This window comes from Hyphomicrobium denitrificans 1NES1 (assembly GCF_000230975.2).
GTDB classification, from domain to species: Bacteria; Pseudomonadota; Alphaproteobacteria; order Rhizobiales; family Hyphomicrobiaceae; genus Hyphomicrobium_B; species Hyphomicrobium_B denitrificans_A.
This window is the reverse complement of the sequence record NC_021172.1, coordinates 3,773,502-3,790,000: the sequence shown is the minus strand read 5'-3', so window position 1 is coordinate 3,790,000 and position 16,499 is coordinate 3,773,502. Positions and strand designations below refer to the sequence as shown.

The 16,499-nt window shown below is 60.8% G+C and carries 13 protein-coding genes and 1 tRNA gene (1 of these 14 only partly in view); 5 read left to right on the top strand and 9 right to left on the bottom strand.

Features of this window, described 5'->3' with window-relative positions; translation table 11 throughout:
* Positions 1–858: the end of a M23 family metallopeptidase gene (locus HYPDE_RS18225; RefSeq protein ID WP_144061318.1), read on the top strand. It extends 1,224 nt beyond the left edge of the window; only the last 858 of its 2,082 coding nucleotides appear in the window; the start codon falls outside the window, past its left edge; it ends in the stop codon at positions 856–858.
* Positions 859–861: 3 nt separating this feature from the next.
* Here HYPDE_RS18225 and HYPDE_RS18220 read toward each other — a convergent pair whose 3' ends face one another.
* Positions 862–2,259, bottom strand: coding sequence for a GntP family permease (locus HYPDE_RS18220; protein ID WP_015600033.1), 1,398 nt, complete (start codon positions 2,257–2,259; stop codon positions 862–864).
* A gap of 282 nt (positions 2,260–2,541) precedes the next feature.
* Between HYPDE_RS18220 and HYPDE_RS18215 the strand changes: the two genes are divergently transcribed.
* Positions 2,542–2,790: a hypothetical protein gene (locus HYPDE_RS18215; RefSeq protein WP_015600032.1), complete on the top strand. Its 249-nt coding sequence runs from the start codon at positions 2,542–2,544 to the stop codon at positions 2,788–2,790.
* Positions 2,791–2,895: 105 nt separating this feature from the next.
* On the opposite strand, the gene HYPDE_RS18210 is transcribed toward HYPDE_RS18215, so the two are convergent.
* From HYPDE_RS18210 to HYPDE_RS18175, 8 genes are all read right to left on the bottom strand, one after another.
* Positions 2,896–3,276 carry a hypothetical protein gene (locus tag HYPDE_RS18210; protein WP_015600031.1) on the bottom strand — a complete coding sequence of 127 codons (381 nt, stop codon included), beginning with the start codon at positions 3,274–3,276 and terminating at the stop codon, positions 2,896–2,898.
* Between the two features lie 406 nt (positions 3,277–3,682).
* Complete coding sequence (clpB, locus tag HYPDE_RS18205) at positions 3,683–6,277, bottom strand: ATP-dependent chaperone ClpB (protein WP_015600030.1); 2,595 nt, start codon at positions 6,275–6,277, stop codon at positions 3,683–3,685.
* A 484-nt stretch (positions 6,278–6,761) separates the two neighbouring features.
* Positions 6,762–7,622 (bottom strand): DUF4167 domain-containing protein, encoded by an 861-nt coding sequence (locus HYPDE_RS18200; RefSeq protein ID WP_244437736.1) that lies wholly within the window; start codon positions 7,620–7,622, stop codon positions 6,762–6,764.
* Between the two features lie 514 nt (positions 7,623–8,136).
* A complete protein-coding gene (prmC, locus tag HYPDE_RS18195; RefSeq protein WP_015600028.1) occupies positions 8,137–9,021 on the bottom strand; it encodes a peptide chain release factor N(5)-glutamine methyltransferase in 885 nt (294 codons plus the stop codon).
* A 13-nt stretch (positions 9,022–9,034) separates the two neighbouring features.
* Positions 9,035–10,114 (bottom strand): peptide chain release factor 1, encoded by a 1,080-nt coding sequence (gene prfA / locus HYPDE_RS18190; protein WP_015600027.1) that lies wholly within the window; start codon positions 10,112–10,114, stop codon positions 9,035–9,037.
* 63 nt (positions 10,115–10,177) lie between these two features.
* Complete coding sequence (locus tag HYPDE_RS18185) at positions 10,178–10,891, bottom strand: helix-turn-helix domain-containing protein (RefSeq protein ID WP_015600026.1); 714 nt, start codon at positions 10,889–10,891, stop codon at positions 10,178–10,180.
* Positions 10,892–10,978: 87 nt separating this feature from the next.
* A complete protein-coding gene (gene ptsP / locus HYPDE_RS18180) occupies positions 10,979–13,270 on the bottom strand; it encodes a phosphoenolpyruvate--protein phosphotransferase (protein WP_015600025.1) in 2,292 nt (763 codons plus the stop codon).
* Between the two features lie 69 nt (positions 13,271–13,339).
* Positions 13,340–14,602 carry an aspartate kinase gene (locus HYPDE_RS18175; RefSeq protein WP_015600024.1) on the bottom strand — a complete coding sequence of 421 codons (1,263 nt, stop codon included), beginning with the start codon at positions 14,600–14,602 and terminating at the stop codon, positions 13,340–13,342.
* 208 nt (positions 14,603–14,810) lie between these two features.
* Between HYPDE_RS18175 and ubiG the strand changes: the two genes are divergently transcribed.
* From ubiG to HYPDE_RS18160, 3 genes are all read left to right on the top strand, one after another.
* Positions 14,811–15,590: a bifunctional 2-polyprenyl-6-hydroxyphenol methylase/3-demethylubiquinol 3-O-methyltransferase UbiG gene (gene ubiG / locus HYPDE_RS18170; RefSeq protein ID WP_041321505.1), complete on the top strand. Its 780-nt coding sequence runs from the start codon at positions 14,811–14,813 to the stop codon at positions 15,588–15,590.
* An 18-nt stretch (positions 15,591–15,608) separates the two neighbouring features.
* On the top strand, positions 15,609–16,268 hold the full coding sequence (locus tag HYPDE_RS18165) for a rhomboid family intramembrane serine protease (protein WP_015600022.1): 660 nt from the start codon (positions 15,609–15,611) through the stop codon (positions 16,266–16,268).
* A gap of 132 nt (positions 16,269–16,400) precedes the next feature.
* Positions 16,401–16,477 (top strand) — tRNA-His (locus HYPDE_RS18160).
* The last annotated feature ends 22 nt before the right edge of the window (positions 16,478–16,499 follow it).

Sequence of the window (16,499 nt, the reverse complement as noted above, 5' to 3'; positions counted from 1 at the left end):
CCGCCGTTCGACGCGGAACTATCGCAGATAGCCAAGAACGACGGCGGCGATCCGCAGAACGCCAGTCTTTATGCCGCCGTCTACAATGCCGGCCTGATGCAAGGTCTGCCGCCAGACACGATCACGCAGATCTTGCGGATCAATGCCTTCGATACCGACTTCCGCCGCCGCGTCCGCCCGGGCGATACGCTCGAAATGTTCTTCGATATGAAGGACGACCAATCGACGGAGGGAAACCCCGGCGAGCTCCTTTACACAGCCATCAGCAGCGGTGGCTCTCTCTACAAGTTCTATCGATTCCGTTCTGCGGATGGCGTGGTCGATTTCTATGACGCCGACGGCAACAACTCGAAGAAGTTCCTCATGCGCAAGCCGGTTCGCGGCGACGACGTGCGCCTGACCTCTGGCTTCGGCGTCCGCTTTCACCCGCTGCTCAATTCTCGAAAGATGCACACGGGCGTCGACTGGGCTTGCGCCACCGGAACGCCGATCATCGCCGCGGGCAACGGCACGATCGAAGAGGTCGGGCGGAAAGGCTACTACGGCAATTACATCCGCATCCGGCACGCCAACGGCTATCAGACGGCTTATGGTCATATGAGCCGCTTCGCCGACGTCCATCCGGGCATGAAGGTGCGCCAAGGCCAGATAATCGGATACGTCGGGTCCACTGGATTGTCGTCCGGACCGCACGTGCATTTTGAAGTGCTCGTCAACAGCCGCTTCGTCGATCCAATGTCGATCCAGGTGCCGCACGAAAGAAAGCTTGAAGGCAAGGATCTCGCTGAATTCGAGAAGGAGCGGGCCCGCATCGACGAGTTGATGCACCGCGCGCCGGTCATGACCGCGAACAAGTAACGCTCACACCCATCCCGTCGCATAGTAGAGCGCGATAACAAACGCGACCGCGAGCGTCTTGATGCACGTAATCGCGAAAATATCCTTGTACGATTGTACGTGCGTCAGCCCTGTCACCGCCAGGAGAGTAATGACCGCCCCGTTATGCGGCAGCGTGTCCATGCCGCCCGATGCCATCGCCGCCACGCGATGCAGGACTTCGAGCGGAATACCCGCCGCATTCGCCGCCGCGATGAATCGGTCTGCCATCGCACCGAGAGCGATGCTCATGCCGCCGGACGCCGAGCCGGTCACGCCCGCAAGCGTCGTCACCGTCACCGCTTCGTTGACCAGCGGATTGGGAATGGCCTTCAGCGCATCGGCAATGATGAGGAATCCCGGAAGCGCTGCGATGACGGCACCGAATCCATATTCAGACGCAGTGTTTGTTCCGGCGAGCAGCGCCCCCGCAACGGCGTCCTTCGAGCCCTCCGCAAAATTTGCGCGAACGGCCCGCCACGCACACACGACAACCATCACAATGCCGAGCAAAAGCGCACCTTCGACAGCCCAGATCGCAGTCGTCGCGCCGACGTCCGCGGCAACGGCTTTGCCGCCCGGCGTGAGGGAGACTTCGAATTTATCGCCGTAGATCGCAGGGATCAGAAGTGTCAGAAGCTTGCTCGCAACACCGACGATCACGAGCGGCAGAACGGCGATCACCGGGTTCACGCCTTTCACGTCGAAGTCGGCTGCAGCGATCGGCTCATTCAGATGATGTTCGCCGTAACCTTCGCCGCTGGCGAAAGCCCTGCGGCGTCGCCAGTCGAGATAGGCCATCCCGAGCGCCAGAATAAAAATCGACCCGAGCGTGCCGAGCACCGGCGCTGCCCAGGCAGTCGTCCGGAAGAATGTCGTCGGGATGATGTTCTGGATTTGCGGCGTGCCCGGCAGCGCATCCATCGTGAACGTGAATGCGCCGAGCGCGATCGTCGCCGGAATGAGCCGCTTCGGAATATTCGAGCTGCGAAAAATCTCGGCGGCGAACGGATAGACGGCGAACACCACGACGAACAGCGACACGCCGCCGTAAGTCAAAAGCGCTGCGACCAGCACGATGGCGAGCATGGCCCGTTCGGCTCCGAGCAGCGCGATCGAACTTGCGACGATAGCGCGCGCAAACCCGGAAATTTCGATCAGCTTGCCGAAGATTGCGCCAAGCAGAAAGACCGGAAAATACAGCTTCAGAAACCCGGCCATCCTTTCCATGAAAAGGCCGGTAAAGACGGGCGCGACGGCATGCGGATCGGTGAGCAGCACCGCGCCCATGGCAGCCACGGGCGCAAACAGGATGACGCTAAAGCCGCGGTACGCCGCGAGCATAAGAAAGACGAGCGCACCAACGGCGATCAGCAGGCTCACGTGGGGTCCCTCAAAGCAACCTCCTGCAAGATTAGCGCGCGAACGAACGACGAGCACAAGATTTTGTGCGAGGGATCGGGCAGCCGTCGGACCGCGGCCGCGAGGACACAGTTCGCCAGACATCCCGATCTATTTTTGAGTGACTGAGCACAATAAAGTCGGAGGAGATGCGTCGCCATTGTCGCCGCATGTGCGCGCTAAAAATCGAATCACCAAAGATGCTATAGATGTTCCGGGGAGGTCCGCTTGGAACCAGCTAGAAAGATAGAGGGGACCCAGTCTATGAAAGCTTTTGCACGAGTTGCGATCGTTGCTGCCGGCGTCGTCCTAGCGCCGATGGCGGCGAACGCAGGTGAGCGCGTCACGGACGCAGCTTTGGGCGGCTTGGCAGGCGCCGTGGTCTTCGGCCCGGTCGGATTGGTCGCCGGTGGCGTTATCGGCTACACGGCCGGCCCGAGGATCGCCTGCAAGATCGGGGCGAAACGCTGTTATCGCCGTTCGCATTACCGCCGCGATCGGTATCGCAGATAAAGTTTGTCGCGCGCATACCGAGCCTTATTCGGACGTCGCAATAAAAACGCCAGGGTTCAGCCCCTGGCGTTTTCATTTTGAAGTCACGTCATCGCGCCGCTGGACTTACCACCAGCACAAGCCGATGCAGTACGCATACGGCCGACGATAGTAGGTACCCTGATACGGCCGCGCGTAGGAGCGATAGTAGTAGTGGCGATGACCGTGGTAGCGGTGACGCCAATGACGATGGCGCCAATGGCGATTGCGCCAGTAGCCGCGATGCCAGCGGTGATGGCGCCATCCGCGATGATGCCCATAACCGCAATGGCGATAACCATGACGCCACCAGCAGCGATAACGCACTTCCTGGACTGAGCCGATCTTGTCGGTCTTGAGCGCGAGAAGTCCGGCCGGAAGTTGCGCGGCGCTTGCGCGCGGAGCAAAGCCCCCAACTGCCAGGGCCATCGCGCAGCAAAGCGCGGCAAGCGACAGCAATTTTCCCATACGAGATACCCCCTTCTAGAACGTGCCCGCCGACCACATTGCCCCGTTTCCGCGGCGGATCGGGTTGATACTGCATCGAAGCGATGGCGGCACAACCCGTAATCCGAGCTACCGCCGTGGCTTGAGGCCTCTTGTGAGCACGGTGTGGCAAGTGCGTGCCACTAACTCCATCCCAACCGCCCCATCGGCTTGCCGAAAACCCACGTCGCAACCTGATGGTGCATCCATCGGCGCAATAGCCGTCCGCCAAAAAAATGAAGACGCGATGCTCATCGCACCGCGTCTCCTAATTCGTTACCTGAGAACGGGGCCACAAGTCCGTCCCCGGCGGCCGGCTGCGCGGAGCGCAGTCGCCGGGGATCTGCAATTTTTATCTCGAAAGTATCATCAAGCCCCGCGCCAACAATCAAGCCGCGGCTTTCACCGGCCAGCCGTTGATCGTCAGATCGCCGTCCCGAACGGACACGTGCACCGTGTCGCCGTCCTTGACACCGCCTGCCAGGATCTGCTCGGCGAGCGGGTCCTGAACATGACGCTGAATGACTCGCTTCAGCGGCCGCGCACCATATGCGGGGTCGTAGCCCCGGTTTGCGAGCCACGTCTTCGCGTTCTCATCGAGCTCGAGCTTGATCTTGCGATCGACAAGCAGCTTCTGCAGGCGTGAAATCTGGATATCGACGATCTTCGTCATCTCGCTCCGCTGCAGACGGTGGAACAGGATGATGTCGTCAAGCCGGTTCAGGAACTCCGGCCGGAACTTCGACCGGACTTCCGTCATCACCTCCTCGCGCACCGCTTCGGTATCTTCGCCTTCCTTCTGGTTGACGAGATATTCCGCGCCGATGTTCGACGTCAGCACGATCAGCGTGTTCTTGAAGTCGACCGTGCGGCCCTGACCGTCAGTCAGGCGTCCGTCGTCCAGAACCTGCAGCAGCACGTTGAAGACATCCGGATGCGCCTTCTCGATCTCGTCGAAGAGCACGATCTGATAAGGCCGCCGCCGAACCGCTTCAGTCAACGCGCCGCCTTCCTCATAGCCGACATAACCCGGAGGCGCGCCGATCAAACGCGCAACCGAATGCTTCTCCATGTATTCCGACATGTCGATGCGAATGAGCGCCGTGTCGTCGTCGAAGAGATAGCCGGCGAGCGCTTTCGTCAGCTCGGTTTTGCCAACGCCGGTGGGCCCAAGGAACATGAACGAGCCGATCGGCCGGTTCGGGTCCTGCAGCCCGGCGCGCGCACGCCTGACCGCAGTCGAAACAGCGATGACAGCTTCCTTCTGACCGATGACGCGCTTCGACAGCGCTTCCTCCATCTTGAGGAGCTTATCCCGCTCGCCTTCGAGCATTTTGTCGACCGGCACGCCCGTCCAGCGCGACACGACCGCCGCGATCTGGTCCGGCGTAACGGCCTCTTCGACCATCGCGCCTTTGCCTTCCTGCGATTCAATCGATGCGAGCTTCTTTTCCAGCTCCGGAATTTTGCCGTAGCGGAGTTCGCCTGCACGCGCGAGATCACCCTTACGCTGCGCCTGTTCGAGGGCGTTGCGCAGGTTGTCGAGTTCTTCCTTGATCTTCTGCGCCGAACCGAGCTTCTGCTTCTCGCTCTCCCAGCGCGCCGTCATCGCCTTGGACTTTTCCTCGAGGTCCGCAATGGACTTTTCAAGGCGTGCGAGCCGATCCTTCGACGCGGCGTCGGTTTCCTTTTTCAAGGCTTCGCGCTCGATCATCATCTGCATGAGATCGCGATCGATGGCGTCAAGCTCTTCAGGCTTGGAATCGACCTGCATTCTGAGACGCGACGCCGCTTCGTCAACGAGGTCGATGGCCTTGTCAGGCAGGAAGCGATCGGTGATGTAGCGGTTCGACAGCGTCGCAGCCGCAACGAGCGCGCTGTCGGTGATGCGCACGCCGTGATGCAGCTCGTACTTCTCTTTGAGGCCGCGCAGGATCGAGATCGTATCTTCGACCGTCGGCTCGGAGACGAAGATCGGTTGGAAACGCCGCGCCAGCGCCGCGTCCTTCTCGATGTTTTTGCGATATTCGTCGAGCGTCGTAGCGCCGACGCAGTGCAGCTCGCCACGCGCCAATGCAGGCTTCAGCAAGTTGCCCGCGTCCATGGAGCCTTCGGTCTTGCCGGCGCCGACAATGGTGTGAAGCTCGTCGATGAAAAGGATGATGTTGCCACCCTCGGCTTCGACCTCCGAGAGAACCGCTTTCAAGCGCTCCTCGAACTCGCCGCGATATTTGGCGCCCGCAATTAGCGCGCCCATGTCGAGCGACAGAAGCTTCTTGTGCTTGAGGCTTTCCGGCACGTCGCCCTTGATGATGCGCAGAGCCAGACCTTCGGCGATCGCCGTCTTGCCGACGCCCGGCTCGCCGATCAGGACAGGATTGTTCTTTGTGCGCCGCGATAGCACCTGAATGGTACGGCGAATTTCTTCATCGCGCCCGATGACCGGATCGAGCTTGCCCGTCGCTGCGGCCTCGGTGAGATCGCGCGCGTAACGCTTTAACGCGTCGTAAGCCTGCTCGGCGTTCGCACTGTCGGCGGTACGGCCCTTGCGCAGATCGTTGATCGCAGCATTGAGCTTGTCTGCCGTCACGCCCGCATCGCGCAGCGCCTTCCCGGTGTCGGTCGATGTATCGAGAGCCAAAGCCAGCAAAAGCCGCTCGGCGGTGACGAACTTGTCGCTGGCCTTGTCCGCCAGCTTCTCGACTGAATCGAAAAGGCGCGCCGACTCGGGCGACACGTAAACGCCTCCCGAACCACCCGTGACTTTGGGCTTCTTGGCGAGCGCAGCTTCGACGTTCCGAAGCGCAGCCCGCGAGTCGCCGCCGGCGCGCTGGATAAGGCCGCTTGCGAGCCCTTCCGGATCGTCGAGCAAAACTTTCAGAAGATGATCTGGGGTAACCTGTTGGTGATTTTCACGCAGCGCCAGGGCCTGGGCCGATTGGATGAAGCCTTTCGCGCGATCCGTGTAGCGTTCGAAATTCATGACTGACCTCCAGCGCACGCCCTCCGCCCATCAGGCGCGAAAGACATACCATTGAGTTTTATTCCGACCTCAAGCGCGGCCAAAGACCCCAAATGCAGGCATCCCCCTCCGAACTTGTACGTTAGCGATATAGGAATCGGGCACTGTGCGAAAAAGAGGCTAAGGCGGCAAAAGCCGAAGATTATCCGCGGCATGTCGGACGCCGCACGGGGCGGCCGCCAAGACCCTCTAGCCAAACCTCGTTAAAGGTTCGGCGCCAGAACAAATAGAAAGCGCGACGTTAACCCCGTTGGCCGGCGCTACCGAACATAAATGCGAAAAGCCGGAAGCTAGTCGTCCCGGCGAACGCCAGGGTCCGCGACTCGTTTCAAAGCAATGCCTGCCGCGGAGCGCGCCAGAACGTCTGTGCCGAGATACATCGTCATGCGTGACCGCTGCGATAGGCCGCGAAACGAAGTCGCACGCGCCTGCCGAAGCTCTCTGCTTATTCCTGGTCTTCGCTCGGGTTCGCGGCCGGTGGTGCTGCCACTGCCTCAGTCGGTTCCTCGCGACGCGGGCGACGAACCGGGCGTCTCAGGAAGGCTGGCTGCTCCTGCTCAGGCGCCACGGCCTGTGGCGGAGGCGGGGGCGCTGCACGCTCCGGCGCCGCTGGTGCCGGCTGCGACTGAGGCTGCGGTGTCTGACCGGCATCCTGACGGAAACCGCCGTTGTTGAATTCCCGGTCCGCACCGCTGGAGTCCTGGTAGCGGTCCCGGCGGCGGAAACCACCTTCGGAACGGTTATCGCCACCATTGCCGAACTGCCGGCGATCGTCGCGATAGCGGTTCTCGCCGCCTGATCCGTTACGGTCATGCCGATCGTTTCGGTCGCCTCGGAAATCCTGGCGATCGCCTCGATCATGCCGATTATTGTTGTAGCGCTGATCGCGGTCGTTTCGCGGCTGGCGGTTATCGTAGCGGTTCTGATGATCGAAATTGCGCGGTTGCTGGGCATAAGGCGGCGGCTGCGACGATTCTCCCGTCGGCTGTTGCTGCTGCGCCTGGACGCCGAACTCGTCGCCCTCATCCTCACCGAACTCGTCGCCGTCGCTTCCCTCGGAACCGGCAAGCGTATGCGTGCGGGCGGCGCCGTTGCCGAGCGGGTCCATGCCGCCCTGCTGCGCCATCTGCTCGCGGTAGCTCAGGATGATGCGGTTATAGTGCTCGGCGTGCTGAAGATAGTTTTCAGCGAGGACCGGGTCGCCGGACGAAAGCGCATCGCGAGCCAGGGAGACGTACTTCTCCGCGATGTGAGAAGGAGTGCCGCGGATTTTCACATCCGGACCCGAGCTCTCGAAGCTACGCATCAAGGGATTTTGTGATTTGCGGTTATTGTTATTGTTTCGACCGCGGCCGCGGCGGTTCTGTTGTCCTTGCCTCATGGGCTCCCGTTCACAATTGTTGATATTTAACATCCACGCGTGCCATCGACGATGGGCCGCGTCATGGATCCTTCGATCCAATTCCAGTTCAAAAGACGGTCCTAAAGTCGCCTGTGCCCCACACAGGCTGTAGCCCCTTGGCTCTCACGCCCGCGACCGGGCAAATTACGATGTCCTCGCCACGACGGACTGCAACTCACGTCCAAAGCATCTGCAAGGAGCGTTTCTGCAGCACTCGCGGTATCGAGAAAAAGCAACTCGACACTCGCCATTCAGCGGACGGAAACATCCGCGAAATTTGCGCTGATGATCTGAGATGGGACGGCCGGCTTCTTGCACCGCATCGCGGGGTCGCCTGTTCCAGGCACATCCGATCAAACTCGTCAGCTGCGATCTTACTCCGGAAACGTAATTCCGCAAATAGAAATGATTGATGGCGTTAAGGATGTATCTCCACAGCCACAGCGCGCACGTGGCCTCCGAGGTCTTTTTTCTGATCCAGCGGCTGCCATCCGTAAGCGCTGAAAATATCTGTTACATCAGAGGCTTGCGTTGCGCCAACCTCCATTACGAGGCGCATTGGCCGCAACGGATTTCGCGCAATTCCGGCGATCTCGCGGTACACGCCCAAGCCGTCCACACCGCCGTCAAGCGCAAGTTGTGGATCGTAATCGCGAACCTCCGGTTCCAATCCTGAAATCTCGCCCGTCACAATATAAGGTGGATTGGAGACGACCAGATCAAAAGGCCCCGCGCACCCATCGAGACGGTGTGTCGCAACGAAGCTTGCACGGCCCGCGACGCCAAGCCGGTCTGCATTCCGTTGCGCAACAGCGAGTGCCGCCGCGCTGATGTCCGTCGCAACACCACGTGCATTGGGTAATTCCGCAAGCAACGTCGCGATCAAGATGCCGGAGCCTGTTCCGATGTCCGCGATATGGATCGTTTCAGATTGAAGCCCGTTCGAGCGAACGATCTCAAGCGCGAGGTCGACGACGGTTTCCGTATCTGGCCGCGGATCGAGCACATCGGGTGTGACGAGGAATTCGCGTCCGTAGAATTCGCGAACACCAAGGATGCGGGAAACGGGCTCGCGCGCCAGCCGCCGGCGCACAGCATCGCCTATGCGCGCTGCCGCATCGCCAAGACGCTGTTCCGGTCTGGTCAGCAGCGCTGTGCCGTCGACGCCGAGCAAGCCCTGTAATAAAATGCGCGCGTCGCGCGGCGCCGACTCAATCCCTTGAGCGGCGAATGCCCGCGTCATCTCCGCCAACGCCGCACCGACCGTCTGATCGCGTTCGAAACCTTGCTGTTGTGCCGCCACGATGGTCGACCCTTTACGCGGCGTTGAGTTCGGCCAGCATCGTCGCCTGATGATCGGTGATGAGCGCGTCAACCAGCGTGTCGAGCCCGTTTCCGGCCATGACCTCATCGAGATTGTAGAGCGTCAGATTGATCCGATGATCGGTCACCCGCCCCTGCGGGAAGTTGTACGTCCTAATCCGCTGCGAGCGATCACCCGAGCCGACCTGAGATTTGCGGGCATCCGAGCGCTCGCTTGCGGCCTTTTCGCGCTCAAGCTCGTAGACGCGGGCTTTCAGGACGTTCATTGCCAAACGGCGGTTCTGATGTTGCGATTTTTCCGCGGAAACGACGACGATCCCCGTCGGCAGGTGCGTGATACGCACCGCGCTTTCCGTCTTGTTGACGTGCTGGCCGCCTGCGCCGCCTGCGCGCATCGTATCGATGCGAATATCCTCGGGCTTGATGTCGATCTCGACGTCCTCTGCCTCGGGTAGCACCGCCACCGTCGCGGCGGACGTGTGAATGCGCCCGCTGGCTTCCGTCGCGGGAACCCGCTGCACGCGATGCACGCCCGACTCAAATTTCAATCGCGCGAACACGCCCTCGCCCGTAATCGACGCGATGATCTCCTTGTAGCCCCCGAGATCGTTTTCAGACGCCGAGATAACTTCGACCTTCCAGCCTTTGAGATCGGCGTAGCGCGAATACATGCGGAAGAGATCGGCCGCGAACAGCGCCGCTTCGTCGCCGCCCGTACCCGCCCGCACTTCAAGGATCGCGCTTTTCTCATCCGCCGCATCTTTGGGCAGAAGCGCGATCCGTAGTTGCTGCTCCAGTTCGCCGATGCGCGAGGCAAGTGTCGCCCGCTCGGCATAAGCGAGATCGACCATGTCCTTGTCGGCCGAGGGATCTCGGATCAATTGCTCCAGGTCTGCGCTTTCGGCTTCGGCTTTGCGCAGCGCTTCGATTTGCGCAGCGGCCGGGGACAGCTCCGCGAACTCCTTCGTCAGCTTGACGTACTGGGCCTGTGACACGCCATGATTGAGCTCATCCTGGATAGCCATCCAGCGCTCGAAAAGACGGTCGAGTTTATCGCGCGGCAATGAAGTCATGATGTCCGATGGATACGGTCCGATTGGGCCGCAGCCATACGACCGCGGCGCTCAGGCGCGCATCTAATACGAACCGCCTGCAATCTGCAATTTGTCGGTCCGGCGCGACCGGGGATCGCGCACGTCGATCCAGCGCAAACCGTCCTGGACCGGCGCAAAATGCTCTTGAAAATACACACTCACGCGATTGACGGCCGTGCTGAAAGGCTGCGCGACGGCCTCAAAAACCGATACGTGGAAGAACAACAGGATGAACAGCGGCAGCGACAGGGCATAAAGCGCGCGCTGCGGCCTTTGCCGGATCTGGTGTATGGCGTCCTTCGGCAACCGCCGGGCGCCGCTTGCAATGGCCGATCCAGCGCGGAGAAAATGGCCCCCCGCCTGCGATGTATAGCCCGCGGACTTCTCCTTCGGCTCGTCCGGCGCAGGCTGAAGCATAATGATGAGATTGCCGATGGCATTCAGAACCGGCCGGCCGTCAACTCCGGCCATCGACGCATAGCCCATGACGATTTGGGTCGTCTGCGGCCACGGCGGCAGGTATTCGACTTGCCCGGTCTCGAGCGCTTCGATGACGCTTGTGTGGACCTGCAGATAATACGCGGCCTGCGGAAGCGTCAACCGCAACGCGCGACGCAAATCCATGAAGAACCGGGCAATCAGCTCCCGGTCATGCGAGACTTGTACTTGATTTGAGAACTCACTGCGATCGCGCGCCGTGCGCTCCACCCGCACACGGCCGCCGACCGAAACGTTCCGCCCAACGCCTCGACGCATACACAATCCGGTACTACGCACCGGTCCCTCAACCCTCATCCGTATCTTGGTTAAAAAAGTCTTTTTGTCAAAGGCTTTTAGTGCGCGTCAGCCGTCGATCGCGACGCCCTCCTTTTCGGCAAACTGCTGCAAGGACATGCGCAGGTCTTTGGCATCTTCTTTGAGAAGTTCTTCGACGTAAGTCGTCGCTTTTTCCGCATCGAGCGAAAGGATCATCGTCTTGATTGGGCCAATCGAAGCGGGCGCCATCGACAACGACCTGAGTCCGAGCGCGATAAGAGTCATGGCTTCGAGCGGACTGCCTGCCATTTCACCGCAGAGCGTCAGCGGCACCTTATGCTTCTTGGCTGCCTTGATCAGCATGCGGAGCGCTCTGAGAGGCGCTGCGGTCAGGACATCGAAGCGGCTTGCAACGCGTGCGTTGGTGCGATCCGCTGCAAACATGAATTGCATCAGATCATTCGAGCCGATCGAGACAAAATCGACACGCGTCAGGAACGCGTCGAGATCGAACAGCAGTGCCGGAACTTCGAACATCGCCCCGACCAGCATGCTGCTCGGCAGCTGATGGCCGTGCTTCGTCAGGAACGCCTTTTCGCGTTCGATCAATGCCCGGATGGCGCCGAGCTCATAGGGTGCGGAAACCATCGGGATCATCACCCGAAGCTCGCGGCCGGCCGCAGCCTTCAGAAGAGCGCGGATTTGCAGGCGGAAAAGCTCCGGCCTGTCGAGCGCCATGCGAATGGCGCGCCAGCCCATGGCCGGGTTTTCTTCTTTCGGCTGCCGGAGATAGGGAAGCACCTTATCGCCGCCGATATCGAGCGACCGGAAAACGACCGGCTTGCCTTCCGCTTCCTCGATCACCGATCGGTAGAGCTGCGTCTGGCGATCGAGCCTCGGAAAGGCGTCCGACAGCATGAATTGCAATTCGGTACGGTAGAGCCCGACCCCATCGGCGCCAGATTCGATCAGATGTGACATGTCTACGAGAAGCCCGGCATTCATTAGCAGGGCGATGCGAATTCCGTCTTTGGTGACAGCCGGACGGCCGCGCAGCGACTGATAGCGCTTCTGCTTGCGCGCCCGGAAGCGCACTTTATCGGAATAGGCAGCGATCACCTCGTTCGTCGGGCGAAGATGAACTTCGCCTGTCACCGCATCGATGATCGCTGCGTCGCCAGCCGCGACGCGGTCGACGATTCCAGCCGCCTGACCGACCGCCGCGATCCCCAGCGCCTTCGCCACGACCGCGACGTGACTCTGGCTCGAACCATCCTCGACAACTAGCCCTCGAAGCCGGCTGCGATCGTAATCGAGAAGCTCCGCCGGCCCCATCGTGCGTGCAATGAGGATTACTTCCGGCGGCAAGCTGCCGTCTTCCGAGCTTTTGAGCCGGCCGGCAAGCACCCTGAGTAGCCGGTCGGAAAGATCATCGAGATCGCGCTGGCGCTCGCGCCAATAAGTGTCGTGCTGCTTCAGCATGCGGGTACGCATGGCATTTTGCACGCGCTCGACTGCGGCTTCCGCTGTCAATCCACCCTCGACCGCTTCCCGCAGGCGCCGATGCCAGCCCTTGTCGTGCGCGAACATGCGATAGGCTTCGAGCACGTCGCGGTGCTCTCCAATCGCGGATAGATGCTCGTGCTCGAACATTTCGTCGATGTTCGCCTGGAGCTTCGCAAGCGCCAGCTCGAGCCGTTCGATTTCCGCGACCGGATTGTCGGACAAAAGGTGGGTAACGACGATGCGCGGCTCGTGCAGCACCACATGCCCGAGCGCGATGCCTTCCGAGAGCGGCTCGCCCTCGATCACCATCGGCTGCGATAGCGAGCCTTCGAGCGCGGCACCCGTTCCCGCCACGGCGCCCGAAACGAGATTCTCGGCGACCACCATCGCGGTCGCCTGCAGAACCTCGACGTCTTCGTCCGAATATTCTTTTGGCGTCCGGTTTTGGATGACGAGCACGCCGAGCACCTGACCCGAGCGCGAGATCGGCACAGCCAGCAAAGAATGATAGATTTCTTCGCTTGTCTCCGGACGGTAGGAGAACGCCGGATGGCTCGAAGCCTCCGGCTCGTTGACCGTCACGCCCAGCTCCGAGCATCGCCCGACCAGGCCTTCCCCGCGCTTCATCCGCGTTTTATGGACGGCTGATGGGTTGAGGCCCTCGGTCGCAAACAGTTCCAGCGAACCGTCCTGGCGCTTGAGATAGATTGAGCACACATCGGCGATCATGACGCCGGCGATCTGGCGAACGATGCGATCGAGCTTGTCCTGGCCCTCGCCCCCTTCCGACATGATCTCGCGCAATCCGCGCATGATGACGCGGAGCGAGGTTTCGCTCGGTAGGGGTCTGGGGTCGTTGGGCCGCACGATCATGCTAGTCGTCCCGCCCGTCTGGACGGTCCATCAGTAGGTAAGAAAGGCGCGGCCGGAACGAATCCGCGTCTAGTCGCTATCGAGACCGTAAACCGTGTGCAAGGTGCGAACGGCAAGCTCGGCATACGCAGCATCGATCAATACACTGATTTTAATCTCTGACGTTGAGATGGCGTGTATGTTGATGCCTTTTTCCGAAAGAGTTTTGAACATCTGCGCTGCAACACCGGCATGGCTGCGCATGCCGACGCCGATGACGGAGATTTTCACGACGTCCGCCGAGCTTTTGACATCGAAATGGCCGATGTCGACCTTGGCCTTTTTCAAAACGTCGAGGGCGCGCGGCAACTCTGCAGCCTGAACGGTGAACGTCATGTCGGTGTGCTTGCCGTCCGGCGTTACGTTCTGAACGATCATATCGACGTTGATGCTCGCATCCGACAGCGGCCCGAAAATGCGCGCCGCGACACCCGGCTTATCGTCGACCTTCAGAAGCGTTACCTTGGCCTCGTCCTTGGCGTAGGCGATGCCGCTCACGACTTGCTGTTCCACGATCTCATCCTCGTCGCAAACGATAGTTCCGATGTTCTCGATATTGTCGGATCTGAAGGGCTTCATCGCATCGGGCGCGATGAAGCTCGACAGAACACGTGTTTTCACCTTGTAGACCATGGCCAGCTCGACCGACCGGGTCTGCAGCACCTTCGAGCCCAGCGATGCCATCTCCAGCATCTCTTCATAAGAGACTTTGGCCAAGCGCCGCGCCTTCGGCACGATCCTCGGATCGGTCGTGTAGACGCCATCCACGTCGGTATAGATATCGCAGACGTCGGCTTCGAGCGCGACCGCAATCGCAACCGCACTCGTATCCGAGCCGCCGCGGCCAAGCGTCGAAACGCGGTCGGCCTTCGGTTCGATGCCCTGGAAACCGGTGATCACCGCCACCTCTCCGGCATCGATCCGCTTTTTCAGATCGCTGCCGGGAATATCGATGATACGCGCTGCACCGTGCGCCGAGTCCGTTTTGATTGGCACCTGCCATCCAGTCCAGGAACGCGCCTTGAGGCCCATCGCCTGCAGCGCCAGCGCCAGAAGTCCGGCCGTCACCTGCTCGCCGGTCGCAACGACGGCGTCATATTCGCGCGCATCGTAAAGCGGAGACACCTCCTTGACCCAAGCCACAAGCTGGTTCGTCACGCCCGACATTGCCGAGACGACCACGGCCACCTTGTTGCCGGCGTCGACCTCGCGCTTGACGTGTCGCGCCACGTTCTGGATGCGCTCGATGGTGGCGACCGAAGTGCCGCCGAATTTCATCACAACCGTCGCCATCCTGAACGGGTTTCCTGCACCTGCTGCAGGCTCAGGGCGGCCCAGAAAGGACCTGTTGAGCCTTAATGTCTGGATTGAGCCTCGGCTTCTTAGCGGCTCGCGAGGTCTCGGGCAACTGCCGAAAAGTCAACGAAAAGATGAGCGGGATCGTGCCGCGCTTGACAAGTCCCCCGACCCGCTGGCGACTAGCCTCAAACCGGAGCCCGCAATGACCGCCGCCAAACGCCAGCCCGACGATCCGACACCCGAAAGCACGACCCTCGACCCCAAGGAAGTGCAGCGCTTTTCTCGCCTTGCTTCCGAATGGTGGGATCCGAACGGAAAATTCCGGCCTCTGCACCAAATTGGACCACCCCGGCTGTCGTTTATTCGCGACCAGGCCGTTGCGCATTTCGGCCGCGATACCAAAACCCTGAAACCGCTGTCAGGTCTGACGGCACTCGACATCGGCTGCGGCGGCGGCCTCGTGTCCGAGCCCCTGACCCGGATGGGCGCCACGGTAACGGCAATCGATCCCTCCGAGCGCAATATCGCAATCGCGAAAAGTCATGCCGAGGCACAGGGCCTCTCGGTCGACTATCGCTCGGTACGCGTCGAAGACCTCGCCGCGGAAGGACGGACGTTCGACATAGTCGCCTGTCTTGAAGTCGTCGAGCACGTTCCCGACCCGAAAAAATTCATCGCCGAGTGCGCGTCCCTCGTTCGACCCGGCGGCCTTGCCGTCTTTTCGACGTTGAACCGCACCTTCAAGGCGTGGGCATTGGCCATCGTCGGCGCCGAGTATGTCTTGGGATGGCTGCCGCGCGGCACCCATCAATGGGACCGTTTCGTGACCCCCGAAGAACTGGCGCGCTACGCTGAAGCCGCCGGTCTCGCCGCACCGCACTTTGAAGGCATCACCTATGCTCCGATGCGGGACGTCTGGACTCGCAATCCCGACACGGACGTGAATTATCTGATGTCTGTTAAAAAACCGCCGGCAGCCTAGGTCAAACGAGGGGCGCAAATGTTTCCGATCGGCGACGACGATAGCGCAGTCCGAAATGTGCCAATCGTCACCTACGGCCTGATCGCCATCAACGTTCTTGTCTTTCTTACCGAACTCAACGGCGGCGACCAATTCATCCAGGACTGGTCGTTCATTCCGAGCCGCTTCAGCGACGATCCCGCCGCCAACATGCCGACGCTCTTCACGGCGATGTTCATGCACGGCGGCTGGATGCACCTCTTCGGCAACATGCTTTATCTCTACATCTTCGGAGACAACGTCGAGGATCGACTCGGCCGCCTCCCCTTCCTCGCGTTCTACCTCGTGTGCGGCCTCGCGGCGACGTTTGCGCAATATTACTTCAACAGCGGCTCGAGCGTCCCGAACGTCGGAGCCTCCGGCGCCATAGCCGGCGTGCTTGGTGCTTACATTTTGATGTTCCCGCACGCGCGCGTCGACGTGCTCGTCATCCGCCAGATTGTCTCGCTCCCCGCCCTCGCCGTGATCGGATTTTGGATCGTGCTGCAGCTTTTCAGCGGCTTCGGCTCGATCGCCCAGACCGACGAGACTGCGGGCACGGGCGGCATCGCTTATATGGCGCACGTCGGCGGCTTCGTCGCGGGGCTTGTATTGGCCTTCCTGTTCGGCGGCCGCGGTGGTCCGTCGCGAACCGCCTGACAGCGCCATTCGGCCCTTGACCCTCGGGGAGAGCTGTGGTGATAGCTGAACCCTGAAATCGAGGTTCGCCGGACCTTTCCAAACGGCTGGCAGGCATCGGCCTCGATTTATTGCTTTGTGAACAAAGCCTGTGCCGCCTTAGCTCAGCTGGTTAGAGCGCTAGATTGTGGATCTAGAGGTCCCCGGTTCAACTCTGGGAGGCGGTACCATTCACCTAAAGTTATCTTTTGC

Coding starts and splice junctions, on each gene's coding strand:
- ptsP (WP_015600025.1), bottom strand. CDS start 13,270: ATGATCGTGCGGCCCAACGACCCCAGACCCCTACCGAGCGAAACCTCG.
- ubiG (WP_041321505.1), top strand. CDS start 14,811: ATGACCGCCGCCAAACGCCAGCCCGACGATCCGACACCCGAAAGCACG.
- HYPDE_RS18215 (WP_015600032.1), top strand. CDS start 2,542: ATGAAAGCTTTTGCACGAGTTGCGATCGTTGCTGCCGGCGTCGTCCTA.
- HYPDE_RS18210 (WP_015600031.1), bottom strand. CDS start 3,276: ATGGGAAAATTGCTGTCGCTTGCCGCGCTTTGCTGCGCGATGGCCCTG.
- clpB (WP_015600030.1), bottom strand. CDS start 6,277: ATGAATTTCGAACGCTACACGGATCGCGCGAAAGGCTTCATCCAATCG.
- prfA (WP_015600027.1), bottom strand. CDS start 10,114: ATGACTTCATTGCCGCGCGATAAACTCGACCGTCTTTTCGAGCGCTGG.
- HYPDE_RS18165 (WP_015600022.1), top strand. CDS start 15,609: ATGTTTCCGATCGGCGACGACGATAGCGCAGTCCGAAATGTGCCAATC.
- HYPDE_RS18185 (WP_015600026.1), bottom strand. CDS start 10,891: ATGCGTCGAGGCGTTGGGCGGAACGTTTCGGTCGGCGGCCGTGTGCGG.
- HYPDE_RS18200 (WP_244437736.1), bottom strand. CDS start 7,622: ATGCGTAGCTTCGAGAGCTCGGGTCCGGATGTGAAAATCCGCGGCACT.
- HYPDE_RS18175 (WP_015600024.1), bottom strand. CDS start 14,602: ATGGCGACGGTTGTGATGAAATTCGGCGGCACTTCGGTCGCCACCATC.